Raw genomic sequence first — 16,176 nt, 5'->3', positions numbered from 1 at the left:
GATATGACCACTCCTGCCCTCCCCCGCCGCCATGGCCGCAAGATCGGCGCCATCCTGGCCCTGAGCGGTCTGGCCGCCACCCTCAGCGCGTATGGCGCGCTGGACGTGACGCCCACCACCATCCTCGCCACACCCGTCACGCCCACCGCGCCGGTGCCGAAAAGGCCGAACATCCTCTACATCATGGCTGATGACCTCGGCTATTCCGACATCGGCGCCTTTGGCGGCGAAATCGAGACGCCCAATCTCGACGCCCTGGCGCGCGGTGGGCGCCTGCTGACCAACCACCATACTGGCACCGTCTGCGCCATCACGCGCTCGATGCTCATTTCCGGCACCGACCACCACCTGGTGGGCGAAGGCACGATGGGCGCGCCGCGCGACGAACGGCGCGGCTTGCCCGGCTACGAGGGCTACCTGAACAACAGCGCCCTGTCGGTGGCGCAATTGCTCAAGGATGGCGGCTACCACACCTACATGGCCGGCAAATGGCACCTCGGTTCCAGCATCGTCGGCGGCGCCGCCGACAAGGGCAAGACGCCCGACCAGTGGGGCTTCGAGCGCAGCTATGCGCTGTTGCCGGGCGCGGCACGCAATCACTTCGGCCACGAGCCGGCCGATTCGCGCAACTACACGGAAGATGGCCGCTATGTGCGCCCCGGCGAACCCGGCACGCCAGGCGGCAGCCCGGAAGCGTTTTATTCCACCGATTTCTATACGCAAAAGCTGATCAGCTACATCGATTCCCGGCGCGGCGACGGCAAGCCCTTCTTTGCCTACGCCGCCTACACCTCGCCGCACTGGCCGCTGCAAGTGCCGGAGCCCTACCTGAGCAAATACAAGGGCCGCTATGACCAGGGCTACGAGGTGGTGCGCGCTGCGCGCATCGCGCGCATGAAGGCACTGGGCATCATTCCCGCCGACTTCACGCCGTTCGGCGGCGTGCCCGACCTGCTCACGCGCACGCCGGCCAGCGCCAACAACGACACGCCGCGGGCGCGCTACGTGAACGCCAACCATGGCGCGGAACTGGGCTATGTCGACCATGGCCCCGGCAATGTCAACAAGCGCTGGAGCAGCCTGACGCCGCTGGAGAAAAAAGCCCAGGCGCGCTACATGGAAATCTACGCGGGCATGGTGGATAACCTCGACCACAACATCGGCCTGCTGATCCAGCACCTGAAGGATATCGGCGAGTACGACAATACCTTCATCATGTTCCAGTCCGATAACGGCGCCGAAGGCTGGCCCATCAATGGCGGCGACGATCCGAAACGCACCGACGAAGCCAACGCACAGCCCGAAGCCTATGCGCAGCTGGGCCGCGACAATGGCAAGGCCAGCGCGCAGCGCCTGCAGTACGGCTTGCGCTGGGCCGAGGTGAGCGCGGCGCCGTTCCGCAACGTCAAGGGCAACTTCCACGAAGGGGGCGTCTCGACGCCGCTGATCGTGCGCCTGCCGGGCCAGCAGCAGGGCGCCGCGCCGCTGCGCACCTTTACCTTCGTGACGGACAACACGGCCACCTTCCTCGACCTGGCCGGCATCGCCGCGCCCTCGCAGCCGGCGCCGGCCGACATCGACGCGAAGACGGGACGCGACCGCAACCTGGGCAAGGTCGTGCATGGCGCGCGCCATGTCTACCCCATCACGGGCAAATCGCTGCTGCCGCTGCTGCAGGAGCGCCACGCCGGTCCCGTGCACACGGCGCCGTTCGGCGACGAGTCGTATGGCCGCGCCTACCTGTTCAGCGCCGATGGCCGCTGGAAAGCCGTCTGGGCGGAACCGCCGCAAGGCCCCGTCTCCGGCGCCTGGCAGCTGTTCGACCTGCACTCGGACCGCGGTGAAAACCATGACGTGGCGGACCAGCATGCGGCACTGACGGCGCAGCTGGTGGCGCAATGGAAGACCTATATGCAGCAAGTGGGCGGCGTCGAACCGCTGCGTCCGGGCGGCTTCTACGGCATCAAGTTCCCCGCCGAGCCCAAGGATGATGAAAAAGCCGCGGCAGGCCGCCCATGAGGCTGCGCATCGCCTCCCTGGCCGCCATGCTGCTGGCCAGCCTGCAGCTGAGCGGCTGCGACAGGCTGCCTGCCGCCCAGGCCGCCGCCCGGCCCGTGCCGGCGGCGCTGGGCAGCGAAGCGCTGTGCGCGGCAGGCACGGGCTTGCCCGCAGGCTGGGGCCGCCAGAAACAGGCGGGCATGGCCTGGATACCATCGGGCAACTTTACCCTCGGCAGCCAGCAAGGCTACGCCGATGAGCGCCCGGCCATGGCGTCGCAGGCAGTGGCCGGCTTCTGGATGGACCAGACGGAAGTGAGCAACGCCCAGTTCTCCGCCTTCGTGCAGGCCACCGGCTACGTGACGCAGGCGGAACAGGAAGGCGGCGCCGTCGTCTTCCACCAGCCCACGCAGGAAGAGCTGGCCCGGCGGCCCTACGCGTGGTGGACGTATGTGAAGGGCGCCGACTGGCGCCATCCCACCGGTCCCGCATCTGGCGCGCCTGCCGGCAACACGCCAGTCACCATGGTGACGCAAGCCGATGCGCTGGCCTATGCGCGCTGGCTCGGGCGCGACCTGCCCACGGAAGCGGAATGGGAATACGCGGCCAAGGCGGGCCGCAGCGACGCCGAGCTCGACAAGGCACCCGTCGACCGCCAGCGCCAACCGACGGCCAATTACTGGCAAGGCGCGTTCCCTCTGCTCAATACGCAGCAAGACCATCATGCGGGCCTGGCGCCCGTCGGCTGCTATCAGGCCAACGCCTTTGCCTTGTATGACATGATCGGCAATGCCTGGGAATGGACGCGCGACGCCTACAGCGGCACACACCAGGCGCACGCGAATGGCGACACGGCCGCCGTGGCCGCCGCAGCACGGCACACGGCGCCGCTGCAGCCCAACCAGCCCATGGTCATCAAGGGCGGCTCCTTCCTGTGTTCGCCCGACTTTTGCGTGCGCTACCGCGCCTCGGCCCGCGAAGCACAGGAAGCGGACCTGGGCGCCGCGCATATCGGCTTTCGCACGGTGCTGCGCGACGGCTGAATGCTGGCTGAATGGCCTTTGGATAATTGCTGATCAGCATGCCGGGCAAGGTCAAAACCGGCCCTGCCCGGCAGGATATGCGCAGCCCCGCTATCATGCTGATCCAAAAGCGTCATTCCAAGAAAGTTGTATCGCATGAAATCAACACCATCCACTATCGACGCCAGCGCCTTGCTGACGTCGACGCGCATCCTGTTGTTCGCCCTGTCCGCCGGCGTGCTCGTCGCCAGCCTGTACTACGTGCAGCCGCTCACCTCGATGCTGGCCGCCTCGTTTGGCGTCAGCGTGCCGCAAGCAGGCTACCTGGTCACGGCCACGCAGATCGGCTATGTGCTGGGCATCGTGTTTCTGGTGCCCCTCAGCGACGTGCTGAACCGCCGCCAATTGCTGACGTGGATGCTGATCGCCAAGATCGGCGCCCTGCTGCTGGCCGCCACCAGCCAGAACATCATCGTCTTCGCCATCGCCAGCGTCTTGATGGGAATCACGGCCAGCGCCTTGATGGTGGTGACGGCCATGGTGGCCTCGTATGCACCCGATCACAGCCGGGGCCGCATGGTGGGCACCGTCATGACGGGTTTATTGTTGGGAATTCTGCTGGCGCGTACCGTCTCCGGCACGGTGTCGCAGATCAGCGGCGGCTGGCGCAGCGTCTACGTGCTGGCCGCCATCGTCGTCGCAGCCCTGCTCGTCATGCTGCGCCGCATCCTGCCGAATGAAGCGCCGCGTGGCAAGCTGCAATACGGCAAGCTGATGGCCTCCTTGGCCGACATCATCCGCCAGGAACCGTTGCTGCGCCAGCGCGCCCTGTTCTCGGGCCTGGGTCTGGGCACTTTCAGCGTGTTCTGGACGGGCCTGACCTTTTTACTTAGCGGCGCGCCCTACCACTATTCGGAAATGCAGATCGGCCTGTTCGGCCTGGCCGGCGCCACGGGTGCCTTTGCCGCGAATACGGCGGGCCGCATGGCCGACCGCGGCTACGCGCGCCAGGCCACCTGGCTGCTGGCCGTCGCCTCGATCGCGGGCTGGGCCCTGATCGGCTTCGGCGCGCATTCGCTGGTACTGCTGTTGATCGGCATCGTCCTGCTGGACATGGGCGTGATGGGCTTGCAAGTGACGCACCAGTCGATCATCTATAAACTGGCGCCGCATGCGCGCGCAAGGGTCACCACCGTGTTCATCGCGGGCGGCTTCATCGGCGCGTCGGCCGGTTCGGCCCTGGCCAGCGCCAGCTTCGCCGCTGGCGGCTGGCCCGCCCTGTGCATGGTGGGCGGCGCCATGCCGCTGTTGCTGCTGATCGTGTGGAGCAAGTACCGGCATACACAGCGCAGGCTGGAACGGGCGGCTTGATCCGGCGCTGCGGGGCCAACCGTGTTGTCGGATTACGCGCGGCCTCGCCGCACTAATCCGACCTACGCCTGTTCGCTTGGAGCAAGTGCGTAGGTCGGGTTAGCGCGCCAGCGCGTAACCCGACAAAGTATGCACGGACCACGTCTTATTTCGCAGCCTGCTCGCGCGCCTTGCCAAACGCATCGCCCGCCTTCCAGGCCGGCATTTTCGCCGCGTTGGCCACGGCTTGCCCCAGGTTCAGCGTAAATTGCGCCTGCTGCGTCATGCCGGACAAATCCCAGCTGGCATCGTACTCATCGGTGACTTGATGGTAGCGGGGGCCATACGCGGCCGCCTTGGCTTTCGACGCCGCCACGTCCTTGATGTACTCGCGGCCGCCATTGATAGAAAACGCGGGCACGCCCGCCTTGGCAAAGCTGAAATGGTCGCTGCGGAAATAGCCGCCGGCCAGGTCAGGACGCGCGGCAGCGATATGCATGCCCATGGCTTTGGCGGTTGCCGCCGCCATCGCCCCCAGCTCCGTGCGCTCGCTGCCCTGCGCGCCGATGTCATGCGTGGCACCGACGAAATTCAAGCTATCGAGGTTCAGCGCGGCCGCCGTCTTGCTCAAAGGCCACAGCGGATCGGCCGCATACGCGGCGCTGCCCAACAAGCCCTGCTCTTCGGCCGCCACCCACAGGAAAATCTGCGTGCGCTTCGCCGGATTTTTCACGGCTTCCTGGGCCATGGCCAGCAAGCCGGCCGTGCCCGAGGCGTTGTCGACGGCGCCGTTGTAAATCGTGTCTCCCGCTTTTTCGTCACTCTTACCTTGCTGGCCCAGGTGGTCCCAGTGGCCGCTGTAGATGACGGCTTCATCCTTCAATGAAGGGTCGGTGCCTGGCACCATGCCGGCGATATTGAATTGTTCCACCTTGCGCACGATGGACTTCATTTCGCCGCTCAGCTTGGCATTCAAGGCGACGGCCTTGAAGTCCTTGCTTTCCGCTTGCGCGCGCAAGGCGTCCAGGTCTTGCCCGCCGGCCGCAAACAGACGGCGCGCCGCGTCTTCCGCGATCCAGCCCTGCAGGGGAGTGCCGGCAATGCGCTCCGCCAATTGGAAGCGCTCGCTGCCGCTCCAGCTGTTCTGCACCACGCTCCAGTCGTACGAGGCCGACGGTTTCGTGTGGATCAGCAACACGCCAGCGGCGCCCTGGCGTTTGGCTTCCTCGAATTTATACGTCCAGCGGCCGTAATAGGTCAGCGCCTTGCCGGCAAAGCGGTTCGGATCAAGAGTGGTCGGCTGCGGGTCGTTGACCATCATGACGACGATCTTGTCTTTGACATCGGCGCCCTTGAAATCGTTCCAGCCCTCTTCCGGCGCCGTGATGCCATAGCCGACGAACACCAACGGCGCATCGAACGTGTGCGCGGCAACGGAGTCGCCCGTGGCCCAGACCCAGTCCGGGCCGAACGCCAGCGGCACGGCCTTGCCACCGGCCAGCGCCTGCAGGCTGCTCGCGGCAGGCAGCGACTTCACGCCGGCGATCTGCACGCTCTGGCGGTAGCTGTTGCCGCGCACGGGGCGCAAACCGGCCATCTGCGCCTGGGTTTCCAGATACGCCACCGTCAGGTCGGCACCGCGTTGACCCGTGCCCCGGCCTTCCAATAAATCGTTGGACAGGAAGGCCAGGTGGGCGCGCAGCGGCGCTTCCTGTACCACGGGCAAACCGGCAGCGGCTTGCGCGGAAAACGCCAGCGCAGTCAAGGCGAGGGAAGAAAACAGCTTCTGCATAAGATCCTTTGGGTAAGAGGAGACATTCAGTCCGGCGGATAGCCGGGCCGGCGATTGTATGCCATGGGGCAAGCGCAGCAAAATGCGGACGAAAAAAATCCCCGCAACAAGGGCGGGGATAGGCGATGGGGAAGCGTCAGACCAGCAGGGCCGCCGCCAGCGATTCGATCTCTTCGGCAGATTCCTCGAGTATCGTGTGCAGGGTGCTGCCACCAATCCCAAAGTCGATCTTCGCCGCTGCCAGGCGCCGCTCGGCGCTTTCCGGCGGGTGCAGGGGCGAGCCGACAGGCGACAGATCGTTGGCCAGCACCAGGGTCGCGCCCAAGGTGCGGGGCGGGAACGGGCTGCCGCCATGCCACATGCCTTCCACGGCCTGCAAGACCATGTCGGGTACTTGCAACTGGCGCAGCACGCCGCGGCCGATCAGTTTTTCGCCGTATTCGATCCAGTCTTCCGTGTTGTCGTCGAGCAAGCCAGGATATTCCTCGGCGCGCGACAGCAGATAAAAGCCACCCACCTCGTGCACGATGGCGGCGAACATGGCCGTTTCCACGTCCACATGCGTGACTTTGCGCGCGATGACCTGGCTCAATGCCGCCACGTGGGCCGTGTGCTCCCACAGCTTGGCCCCCTTGGCGCGCAATTGCGGGTCGGTAATCTGGCTGCCCAGCTGGCGCACGATGACGGACGCCACCATCGATTTCAAGGTGGCAAATCCCAGGCGCGAGACGGCTGCGCGCACATTGGCGATTTCATTGCCAGAACGGTTGTAGGCGGCCGAGTTGGCCAAGGCCACGACCCGCGCCGACAGCAGCGGCTCGGCCATGACCATGCGGGCGGCCGCTTCGATATGGCAATCGGGGTCATCCAGCGCTTCCTGCAGCTTCAAGGTGGCCTTGACGTTGGCGGGGAACGTCAGCTCGCCCTTGCTCGCTTGCAGCGCGATAATCTTGAATACTTCCAGTCTGTCCATGGGTCGATCTCCGGTACGGGCCTATGCAGGCTCTGCTATGTGGATGGGCCGGGAATGCGCATGTATCCCCGGCCTTGCTCCCGTTTCCGGCAATATTACAGCAAGTTCAAACTCAAACCTATTACTTTCCGGAAACTTTCCCTGCCACGCCTTCGACAAAATAATCCATCTTCGTCAGCGCCGCATCGTCCAGCACGCCTTTATCCAGGCGCACCTTGCCATCGTTATCCTTGATCGGCGCGCTGAAAGGATTGAGCTTGCCAGCAACCAAGTCTTTCTCACGCGCCAATACAAACTGTTTCACATCGGCGGGCACGGCGGCGTTGATGCCTTCCAGCTTGACCATGCCATCCTTGATGCCGCCCCAGGTGCTGCTGGACTTCCACGTACCGTCCAGCACAGCTTGCGCCTGCTTCGTATAGTACTCGCCCCAATGGTGGGTGACGGCAGCCAGCTGCGCCTTCGGCCCGTACTTTTTCATGTCCGAGTGGTAGGCGATCGCATACTTGCCCTTCTCTTCCGCCGCCTGCACCACGGCGGTCGAGTCCGTGTGGTGGGTGACCACGTCGGCGCCCTGGCCGATCAGGGTGATGGCCGCGTCGCGCTCCTTGCCCGGATCGAACCAGCTATTCACCCACACCACTTTCACTTCCGCCTTCGGGTCGACGCTGCGCATGCCGCGCGTGAAGGCGTTGACGCCCTGCAACACTTCCGGGATGGGAAACGCCGCCACATAACCGGCCACATGCGTCTTGCTCATCTTGCCTGCCAACACGCCAGCCAGGTAGCGGCCTTCGTAGAAACGGGCATTCGTGTTGGCCACGTTGACGGCCGTCTTGTAGCCAGTCAGGTGGATGAACTTCACATTAGGAAATTGCTTCGCCACTTTCAAGGTGGGATTCATGTAACCGAACGAAGTCGTGATGACCAGCTTGCTGCCCGTTTGCGCCAGGTCGCGGATCACGCGTTCCGCATCGGCGCTCTCCGGCACGTTTTCCACAAACTTGGTAGTGATCTTGTTGCCCAGCGCCTTTTCCATTTCCTTGCGCGCCTGATCATGCTGAGTGGTCCAGCCAGCGTCGCCGATGGGGCTGATGTAAACAAAACCGACATTCAATGGAGCGGCGGCGGGCGCGGCGGCCATGGCAGGCATCAGAATGGCACTGCAAACGGCGGCGCACAGTAATTTCTTGGACATGGTTTTCCTTGTGGTGAGTGATTAATTTCCGGGGTTGAAATTTTTCCCCAGTGAAGCGGGCATGTTGAGCTTGATGTAATTGGCATTGCTGGAAATGAGCACGAGCACGACGATGGCCGCCAGATACGGCAACATCGACAGCAGTTGCGAAGCAATGGGCACGCCCAGCGCCTGCGCATGGAAGGTCAGAATGGTGATGCCGCCAAACAGGTAGGCGCCGCCCACCACGCGCGCGGGGCGCCAGGTGGCAAACGTGGTCAGCGCCAGCGCGATCCATCCGCGCCCCGCCACCATGCCCTCGACCCACAGCGGCGTGTACACGAGCGATAAAAACGCGCCGGCCAGGCCGCAGCAGGCGCCGCCGAACAGCACGGCCGCCAGGCGGATGCGGCGCACGGGGTAGCCGAGCGCATGCGCGGACGCCGGCGACTCGCCCACGGCGCGCAGCACCAGTCCCGCCCGCGTGCGGTACAAAAACCAGGCGATGGCCACGCACAGCAGCAGCGACAGATACACCATCGGATGCTGGCGGAACAGGGCCGGCCCCAGCACGGGAATGTCTTCCAATAAAGGGATGCCGAAGCGGCCGTTCTGCAAGCTGTTGCCCACATACTTCAGGCCGATGTACGTGGACGCGCCCGCGCCGAACAGCGACAAGGCCAGGCCCGTCGCGTACTGGTTCGTGCCCAGCCATACGGTCAGCCAGGCAAAGAAGCCGGACAACACCATGCTGGCGCCCGCCCCCGCCAGAAAACCCAGGGTGGGGCTGCCCGTGTTGACGGCCACGGCAAAGCCCGTGATGGCCGACACCAGCATCATGCCTTCCGCGCCCAGGTTCACCACGCCCGCCTTTTCATTCACCAATAAACCGAGCGCGGCGAGCATCAGCGGCGTGCCCGCATTGATGCTGGCGGCGATCAAGGGCGCTATCGTCAGGGCCAGGTTATCCATGTTTTCTCCAGCGCAATTTGTATTGGATCAGCACGTCGCAAGCGAGCAAGGCGAACAGCAAGATGCCCTGGAACACACCCGTGATCGCGCTGGGCAGCCCCAGGCGCGATTGCGCCAGTTCGCCGCCGATATAGAACAGAGCCATGACGAAGCTGGAAAAGAGGACGCCGACGGGATGCAAGCGCCCCACGAAGGCGACGATGATGGCGGCAAAGCCGTAGCCGGGCGAGACCGTAGGCGTGAGCTGCCCCATCGGTCCCAGCACTTCGCAGGCGCCCGCCAGGCCGGACAGGGCGCCGCAGATCAGCAGGGACGACCATAAAGTCTTGCGCGAAGAAAAGCCCGCATACCGCGCGGCAGCCGGTGCCATGCCGCCCACGCGCAGGCGAAAACCCGAAATGCTGCGCGACAAATACAGCCAGCCGCCCAGCGAGGCCAGCAAGGCGAAGATGATGCCCACATGCAAGCGCGTGTCGCTGATCACCATCGGCAACAGCAAGCCGTCGGACAGCAGTTTCGACTGAGGGAAGTTGAAGCCTTCCGGGTCGCGCAACACGCCGTACACGAGATAGCTGAGCAGCAATTGCGCGATGTAGACCAGCATCAGCGAGACGAGGATTTCGCTGGCGTTGTAGCGGTCACGCAGCCACGCCATCAGGCCCGCCCACGCCATGCCGCCCGCCATGCCGGCCAGCAGGGACACGCCGATGACGGTCGCGCCGCCCACGCCATCGTCCAGGTACAGGGCTGCCGCGCCGCCGCAGATGGCGCCCAGGGTCAGCTGCCCTTCCGCGCCGATGTTATAGATGTTGGCGCGAAAGCAGATGGCCAGGCCCACGGCGATCAACAGCAGCGGCGCCACCTTGATGCCCAGCTCGGACCAGCCGTGCGCGTCGCGCAAGGGTTCCACGAAGAAGACGGCCAGTCCCGCCAGTGGATCGTGTCCCAGCGCAACAAATAGCAGCGCGCCGCACAGCACGGTGAGCAGCACGGCCAGCACGGGCGACAGCCACGACATCAGCTTCGACGGTGTAGGACGGGCTTCCAGGCGCAAGGCAAACTTAGCCATGGGCTACCTCCTTCGGGTATACCTGACGCTTTTCCAGCTGCAAGGCAAACTTAGCCATGGGCTACCTCCTGCGGCCACAGCCCGCTCATCCATTGTCCCACCTGGGCCACGCTGGCCTCCCCCACCTCGAGCGAAGGTGAAATCTTTCCTTTCGCCATCACCAGCAAGCGATCGCTGATCTCGAACAATTCATCGAGTTCCTCCGATACCACCAACAAGGCGCAACCGGCGTCGCGCAGCGCCAGCAATTCGGCGCGGATTTGCGCGGCCGCGCCCACGTCCACGCCCCAGGTCGGCTGCGCCACCACCAGCACGGCGGGCTCGCGCATGACTTCGCGTCCGACTATGTATTTCTGCAAATTGCCTCCAGACAAGCTGCGCGCCAGCGCCTGCGGCCCACCCGCCTTCACCTGGAAGCGCTCGATGATGGCGGCCGCCCGCTGCGCGATGACGTGATGACGCACGAAGCCGTGGCGGATGGTGGCGGGGGTCTGCAAGCTCAACAACACGTTGTCGGCCAGCCCCATGTCGGGCACGGCGCCGCGTCCCAGCCGCTCCTCCGGCACGAAGCCGAAGCCCAGCGCGCGCCGGCGTCCCGGCGGCAAGCGTCCCGCCGGCGTGCCGTTCAGCACGATGCTGGCGGGGGCCGCGCGCATGTCCTCGCCCGACAGGGCGGCCAGCAATTCCTGCTGGCCATTGCCGGACACGCCCGCGATGCCGACGATCTCGCCCGCGCGCACGTCGAAATTGATATCGCACAACTCAGTAGCAAACGGGTGGCTCTTCGGCAAGTCCAAAGCCTTGACGCTCAGCATGACGGCACCGGGCGTGCGCGCCACGCGCGTGACGGCGGGCGGCTCGGCGCCGATCATCATGCGCGACAGGCTGGCCGCCGATTCCTGAGTGGGATCGCACACGCCCGCGTTCTTGCCGGCGCGCACCACCGTGCAGGTATGGCACAGGGCGCGGATTTCGTCGAGCTTGTGGCTGATGTACAGGATGCTGCAGCCTTCGGCTGCCAGCTGGCGCAAGGTAGTAAACAGTTTCTCCACGGCGCCCGGCGTCAGCACGGAAGTCGGTTCATCGAGGATCAACAGTTGCGGCTTGGCCAGCAGGGCGCGCACGATTTCCACGCGCTGGCATTCGCCCACCGACAAGGTGTGCACGTGGCGCTGCGGTTCCAGGTCCAGACCGTACTGGCGCGCCGTCGCCTCGATGCGCTGCGCCAGTTCCGCCATGTTGGTGCCGGCGGGCAAACCGAGGGCGATGTTTTCCGTCACGGTGAGCGTGTCGAACAGGGAAAAGTGCTGGAACACCATGGCGATGCCCAGCGCGCGCGCGGCCGACGGGTTGGCGATCTCGACCTCGCGGCCATTCCACAGGATGCGCCCGCCATCGGGTTGCACGGCGCCATAGATGATTTTCATCAAGGTCGATTTGCCGGCACCGTTTTCGCCGAGCACGGCGTGAATCTGTCCGGGCGCCACGGTGAGGTGGATGCCGTCATTCGCCACCACGGACGGATAGCGCTTGCTGATGTCGTGTAATTCCAGACGTGCCGTCATTGTTTTTTCGTGCCTAGCTAAGTTGTCCGTCTATCGATCGGCGCGGCGTCAAGCCATCGCGATAGCTATCGTATCGGCATCCGCGGATGCTTGGGGGCTGGCGTTTGGCAGTCCATTTCTATTTCTGCAAAAAAACAACACCTGTATACAATTTTGAAAAAAATTAGCTGCTTTGCAGCCCCCGCCTTGCCCCACAAGGGCTGGAAGATGCGATGATTATATGCAAGAAATGATAGTAGGTATGTAAATACTGCATATTATCTGACGCCGCGTCTCTCCCATCATGGATTGAACGGCGCGCATTCTGCGGCAACGCAGCGCATCATGCGCTCTACGCGCCCCGCCATCCCTTGTATCCGTTTTCCAACACCGCCATCAGGAGCCGAAAGTGCCAAAAATCTTACCGTGTCTGTTGCCTTGCCTGTGCCTTGCCACGACCCTGGGCCTGGGAGCGACCGCCCAGGCTGCCGAATGGAGCGACACCTCGCTGAGCTGGCGCGCCGGCAGTGACTACCGCGAGCCATTCAATCCCGATGACATCAAGAAAAACATCTTTGCCATCACGCACGCCAGCGGCTACAAATACGGCAGCAACTTCGTCAACCTCGATTTCCTCATGTCCGACAGCAAGGACCCTGGCGCGCTGGGCAAGACTTCCGGCGCGCAAGAGGCGTATCTGGTGTACCGCAACACCATCGACATCGGCAAGGTGCGCGGCAGCGACATCAAGTTCGGCCCCGTGCGCGGCGTCGGCGTCACCCTGGGCTTCGACGTCAACACGAAAAATGATGTCGGCTACAACTCGCGCAAGCGCATGCTGGTGGCCGGCCCGACCCTGATGTGGGACGTGCCCGGCTTCTTCAACACCAGCCTGCTGTTGCTGCGTGAAAGCAATGCCCCCAGCGGCGCCTTCCCGCCCATCTCGCAAGTGACGGGCCGCTACACGTATAAAACGCACGCCATGCTGACGGGCGCCTGGGGCATTCCCCTGTCGCCGCTGTTCTCGTTCGAAGGCTTCTTTAACCTCATCGATTCCAAAGGCAACGATGAAGTGGGACGCAAGACGGCGGTGGAAACGAATATCGACATGCAAGTGATGTTCGACGTGGGCGCGGCCCTCGGCAGTCCGAAAAACACCTTCCGCGTGGGCCTGGAATACCAGTACTGGAAAAACAAGTTCGGCAACTCGGCCGCCACCACGGGCAATGTGGGCCAGACGGCGAAGACGCCGATGATACGCGCGGAGTACCATTTCTAAGAATCATTGTCACGCATCAACATCCACGGTCGCGCCTGATGCCAGCATGAAGCTTTCCAGCTGGCGGAGAGCGCGACCGTGGAACAACTGCTGCCGTATTACGAGCGTGAGCTGGGCTTGTTTCGCCAGTACACGCGCGAGTTTTCCAGCCGCTATCCGAAAGCGGCCGGGCGCCTGCTGATCGCCGGCGACACCTGCGAAGATCCGCATGTCGAACGCCTGATCCAGTCCGTTGCCCTGCTCACGGCGCGCGTGTCAAAACGCCTCGACGACGCCTATCCGCAATTTACGCATTCCCTGCTCGACACCCTGTACCCGCACTACCTGCGGCCGTTTCCTTCGTGCTCCATCGTGCGCATCGCTGCCGACGAAGCGCCCGGTGGCGGCCAGCTGGCCCAGCTTGTGCATATTGCGCGCGGCACCGTGCTGCGCTCGCAGCCGGTGCAAGGCGTGGCCTGCAAATTCACCAGCGCGTATGACGTAACCCTGGCGCCGCTGACCATTTCTCGCCTGCATTTTTCAGCCATCATCGATGCGCCGCCCGGCCTGCGCCTGCCCGACGGTGCCAGCGCCTTGCTCAGCATTCAATTCACCAGCAGCAGCGACAACTACCATCTGGATCAGCCGGGTTTTGCCAGCCTGCGCCTGTTTGCCGATGGCGAACCGTCCGTGCGCGCGGCCCTGCTCGACGCCCTGTTCCTGCGCGGCGCGGGCGCGTACGTGGCGCTGGATGACCACAGCCCGTGGCTGGCTGTCGATGGCACGCTGCTGATGCCGGCCGGCTATGCGGACGACGACGCGCTGATCCCCATTTCCGCCCGTTCGCACCCGGCGCTGCGCCTGCTGACCGAGTATTTCGCCTTTCCGGAAAAATTCCATTTCATCGATATCGCCTGGTCCCGGCTGGCGCTCCTGTTGCCGAGGCAATGCCGCCAGTTCACCTTGCACCTGCCGCTCAAGGGCGTGCGCAGCGACAGCCACGAGGCGCGTCTCTTGTCCGGCGTCAGCCCCGACAACCTCTTGCTGGGATGCACGCCTGTCGTCAACCTGTTCGCCAAGTCCGGCGTGCCGATCCGCCTCACGCATACCGAGCCCGACTACGCCCTGCTGGCCGATGCCACACATGCGTTCGCCTACGACATCCACAGCATCGAGGCCGTCACCGTGGTGCGCAAGGACGAGGCCGGCGAGCGCCTGAGCACCTTCTTGCCGCTGTATGCCTCGCTGCAGGGTTCTCAGGCAGAGCATGGCCAGGAGCATGGCCAATACTGGCTGGCGCGCCGTGACGAAACCGTGGCGGCCATCAGTCCCGGCCACGAAATGCGCCTCTGCCTGATCGACCCGCAATTTTCACCGGGCAGCGCGGCCTGCGCCACCGTCTCGACGCAACTGCTGTGCAGCAACCGCGACTTGCCCACACAGTTGCATTACGGCTTGCCCGGCGGCGACCTGCTGGCCGAAGACGTACCCGACGGCATCCCCGCGCGCTTCCTGCGCAAGCCCACGCCCAGCATGCGCTTCCTGGCCGACACGCACTGGCGGCTGATTGCGCACCTGTCGCTCAATTACTCGGGCCTGACGCAATCGGGCCTGGGCGAATTCCAGAAAATGCTCAGCCTGTACGACCTGCCCCGTTCGCCCACCACGCAGCGCCTGATCCAGGGCATCGTCACGCTCGAACACGGCAGCACGCGCGCGTGGATGCCGACTGTGCCGTTTCCCACCCTGATGCCCGGCATCGCCATCCGCCTGGGCATCGACGAACAAGCCTTCGTCGGCAGCAGCATCTATATTTTTGCCCAGGTGCTGCAGCGCTACTTCGCCCTGAACAGCCAGCTCAACTGCTTTAGCCAACTGACGCTGCTGTCGCAGCGCAGCGGCGAGGAACTCATCCGATGCCCGGAACGCAGCGCCGACGCCACCCCAGCGTGATCCAGCAATTGCTCGACGCGCCGCAGCGCTTCGAGTGCTTCCAGGCGCTGCGCCTGCTGCTGGCGTGGCTGGCCGAACACGGCATCGATGAACACACGGCGCTGGCAAAGATCATGCGCTTCGACAACAGCGTCTCGCTGCGCTTTCCCGCCAGCCAGATCGAGGCGCTCACGACAAACGGCATCGACGATGCGGATGCCTTGCTGCAAGCGCTGCTGTCGGGTCATTTACAACATATCCACCTCACGCCCGCCTTCATGGGCTTGCTGGGCTGCCAGGGCAGCTTGCCCAGCCACTATTCGGAGCGCATCGCCGCGCACCAGCATAGCGAACGCGACACCAGCGCGCGCGCTTTTCTCGATCTATTTTCCAGCCGTGCCGTCACCCTGTTTTACCAGGCATGGCAAAAATACCGTATCGAGCAGGCCGGCCACAGCGGCGCCTTCCTGTCGCGCCTGCTGGACCTGGCCGCGTGCCAGCCGGGCCAGGACCAAGGCCAGGACCAAGGCCAGGACGAGGCGGCGATCGGCCTGTACAGCGGCTTGCTGCAGCAACGCAACATCTCGTCCATCGTCATGGCGCGCATCCTCAGCGACCACTTTGGCGTGCCCTGCCACATCGACGAGGCGACGGGCGCCATGGACGCGCTGGCGCCGCGCGAACAAACAGCACTGGGCATGGCCAATGCCGTGCTGGGCCAGCGCGCCACCATCGGCGAGCGCTGCCGCCGCCCCGACCTGGCCGTACGCCTGCGCCTCGGTCCGCTCACGGCGCAGCAGCACGCCAACTTCCTGCCGCGCGCCCCTGGCAGCGAGGCGTTGCGGCACATGCTGATGCTGTTCGGCCAGTCGCTCGTGCGCTACCAGATCGTACTGGTGCTGCGCGCCAGCGAGGTGCGGGGACTGGCATTGACGAGCGCGCCACAAGGCGGACTCGGCTGCAACAGTTTCCTCAGCGCTGCAGCATCACCGCGCGACCGCGACGACATGCATTACGAAATGCAATTGATGCCCTCACTCAAAGAGTGAAGCTTGCGGCGGCGCAAAACGCTTGTGTTCGCTATTGCTA

General features: G+C 64.4%; 12 protein-coding genes. 6 read left to right on the top strand and 6 right to left on the bottom strand.

Translation table 11 applies throughout. The annotated features are described in order from the left end of the window. The first annotated feature begins 3 nt into the window (after positions 1 to 3). The 3 genes from C8C92_RS07170 (at position 4) to C8C92_RS07160 (ending at position 4,391) form a co-directional block, all read left to right on the top strand. A complete protein-coding gene (locus C8C92_RS07170; protein WP_116743390.1) occupies positions 4 to 2,019 on the top strand; it encodes an arylsulfatase in 2,016 nt (671 codons plus the stop codon). Further along, a complete protein-coding gene (locus tag C8C92_RS07165) occupies positions 2,016 to 3,041 on the top strand; it encodes a formylglycine-generating enzyme family protein (protein ID WP_116743389.1) in 1,026 nt (341 codons plus the stop codon). The genes C8C92_RS07170 and C8C92_RS07165 overlap by 4 nt, the downstream gene beginning before the upstream one ends. Before the next feature lie 135 nt (positions 3,042 to 3,176). Continuing rightward, positions 3,177 to 4,391: an MFS transporter gene (locus tag C8C92_RS07160; RefSeq protein WP_116743388.1), complete on the top strand. Its 1,215-nt coding sequence runs from the start codon at positions 3,177 to 3,179 to the stop codon at positions 4,389 to 4,391. A gap of 145 nt (positions 4,392 to 4,536) precedes the next feature. On the opposite strand, the gene C8C92_RS07155 is transcribed toward C8C92_RS07160, so the two are convergent. The 6 genes from C8C92_RS07155 to C8C92_RS07130 all read right to left on the bottom strand — a co-directional run bounded on the left by C8C92_RS07155 (position 4,537) and on the right by C8C92_RS07130 (position 11,918). Next, positions 4,537 to 6,162, bottom strand: coding sequence for a M28 family peptidase (locus C8C92_RS07155; RefSeq protein WP_116743387.1), 1,626 nt, complete (start codon positions 6,160 to 6,162; stop codon positions 4,537 to 4,539). A gap of 136 nt (positions 6,163 to 6,298) precedes the next feature. Next, a complete protein-coding gene (locus C8C92_RS07150; protein ID WP_071079117.1) occupies positions 6,299 to 7,135 on the bottom strand; it encodes an HDOD domain-containing protein in 837 nt (278 codons plus the stop codon). Between the two features lie 121 nt (positions 7,136 to 7,256). After that, positions 7,257 to 8,333, bottom strand: a complete 1,077-nt coding sequence (locus tag C8C92_RS07145) for a BMP family ABC transporter substrate-binding protein (protein ID WP_116743386.1) — start codon at positions 8,331 to 8,333, stop codon at positions 7,257 to 7,259. Between the two features lie 21 nt (positions 8,334 to 8,354). After that, positions 8,355 to 9,284, bottom strand: a complete 930-nt coding sequence (locus C8C92_RS07140) for an ABC transporter permease (RefSeq protein WP_116743385.1) — start codon at positions 9,282 to 9,284, stop codon at positions 8,355 to 8,357. Then, the gene (locus C8C92_RS07135) at positions 9,277 to 10,353 is read right to left on the bottom strand and encodes an ABC transporter permease (RefSeq protein ID WP_116743384.1); all 1,077 of its coding nucleotides are present in this window, start codon (positions 10,351 to 10,353) and stop codon (positions 9,277 to 9,279) included. The genes C8C92_RS07140 and C8C92_RS07135 overlap by 8 nt, the downstream gene beginning before the upstream one ends. A 50-nt stretch (positions 10,354 to 10,403) precedes the next feature. Next, the gene (locus tag C8C92_RS07130) at positions 10,404 to 11,918 is read right to left on the bottom strand and encodes an ABC transporter ATP-binding protein (protein WP_116743383.1); all 1,515 of its coding nucleotides are present in this window, start codon (positions 11,916 to 11,918) and stop codon (positions 10,404 to 10,406) included. A 445-nt stretch (positions 11,919 to 12,363) separates the two neighbouring features. Between C8C92_RS07130 and C8C92_RS07125 the strand changes: the two genes are divergently transcribed. From C8C92_RS07125 to tssG, 3 genes are all read left to right on the top strand, one after another. Continuing rightward, complete coding sequence (locus C8C92_RS07125) at positions 12,364 to 13,176, top strand: outer envelope protein (protein WP_081344898.1); 813 nt, start codon at positions 12,364 to 12,366, stop codon at positions 13,174 to 13,176. A 78-nt stretch (positions 13,177 to 13,254) separates the two neighbouring features. Next, positions 13,255 to 15,108, top strand: coding sequence for a type VI secretion system baseplate subunit TssF (tssF, locus tag C8C92_RS07120; RefSeq protein WP_116743382.1), 1,854 nt, complete (start codon positions 13,255 to 13,257; stop codon positions 15,106 to 15,108). Beyond that, positions 15,072 to 16,136, top strand: coding sequence for a type VI secretion system baseplate subunit TssG (tssG, locus tag C8C92_RS07115; RefSeq protein ID WP_116743381.1), 1,065 nt, complete (start codon positions 15,072 to 15,074; stop codon positions 16,134 to 16,136). The genes tssF and tssG overlap by 37 nt, the downstream gene beginning before the upstream one ends. Positions 16,137 to 16,176 lie beyond the last annotated feature (40 nt).

The organism is Janthinobacterium sp. 78 (genome assembly GCF_003096775.1).
Lineage (GTDB): Bacteria > Pseudomonadota > Gammaproteobacteria > Burkholderiales > Burkholderiaceae_D > Janthinobacterium > Janthinobacterium tructae.
The sequence above is the reverse complement of the archived record's forward strand: the minus strand, read 5'-3'. Positions and strand labels throughout refer to the sequence as shown.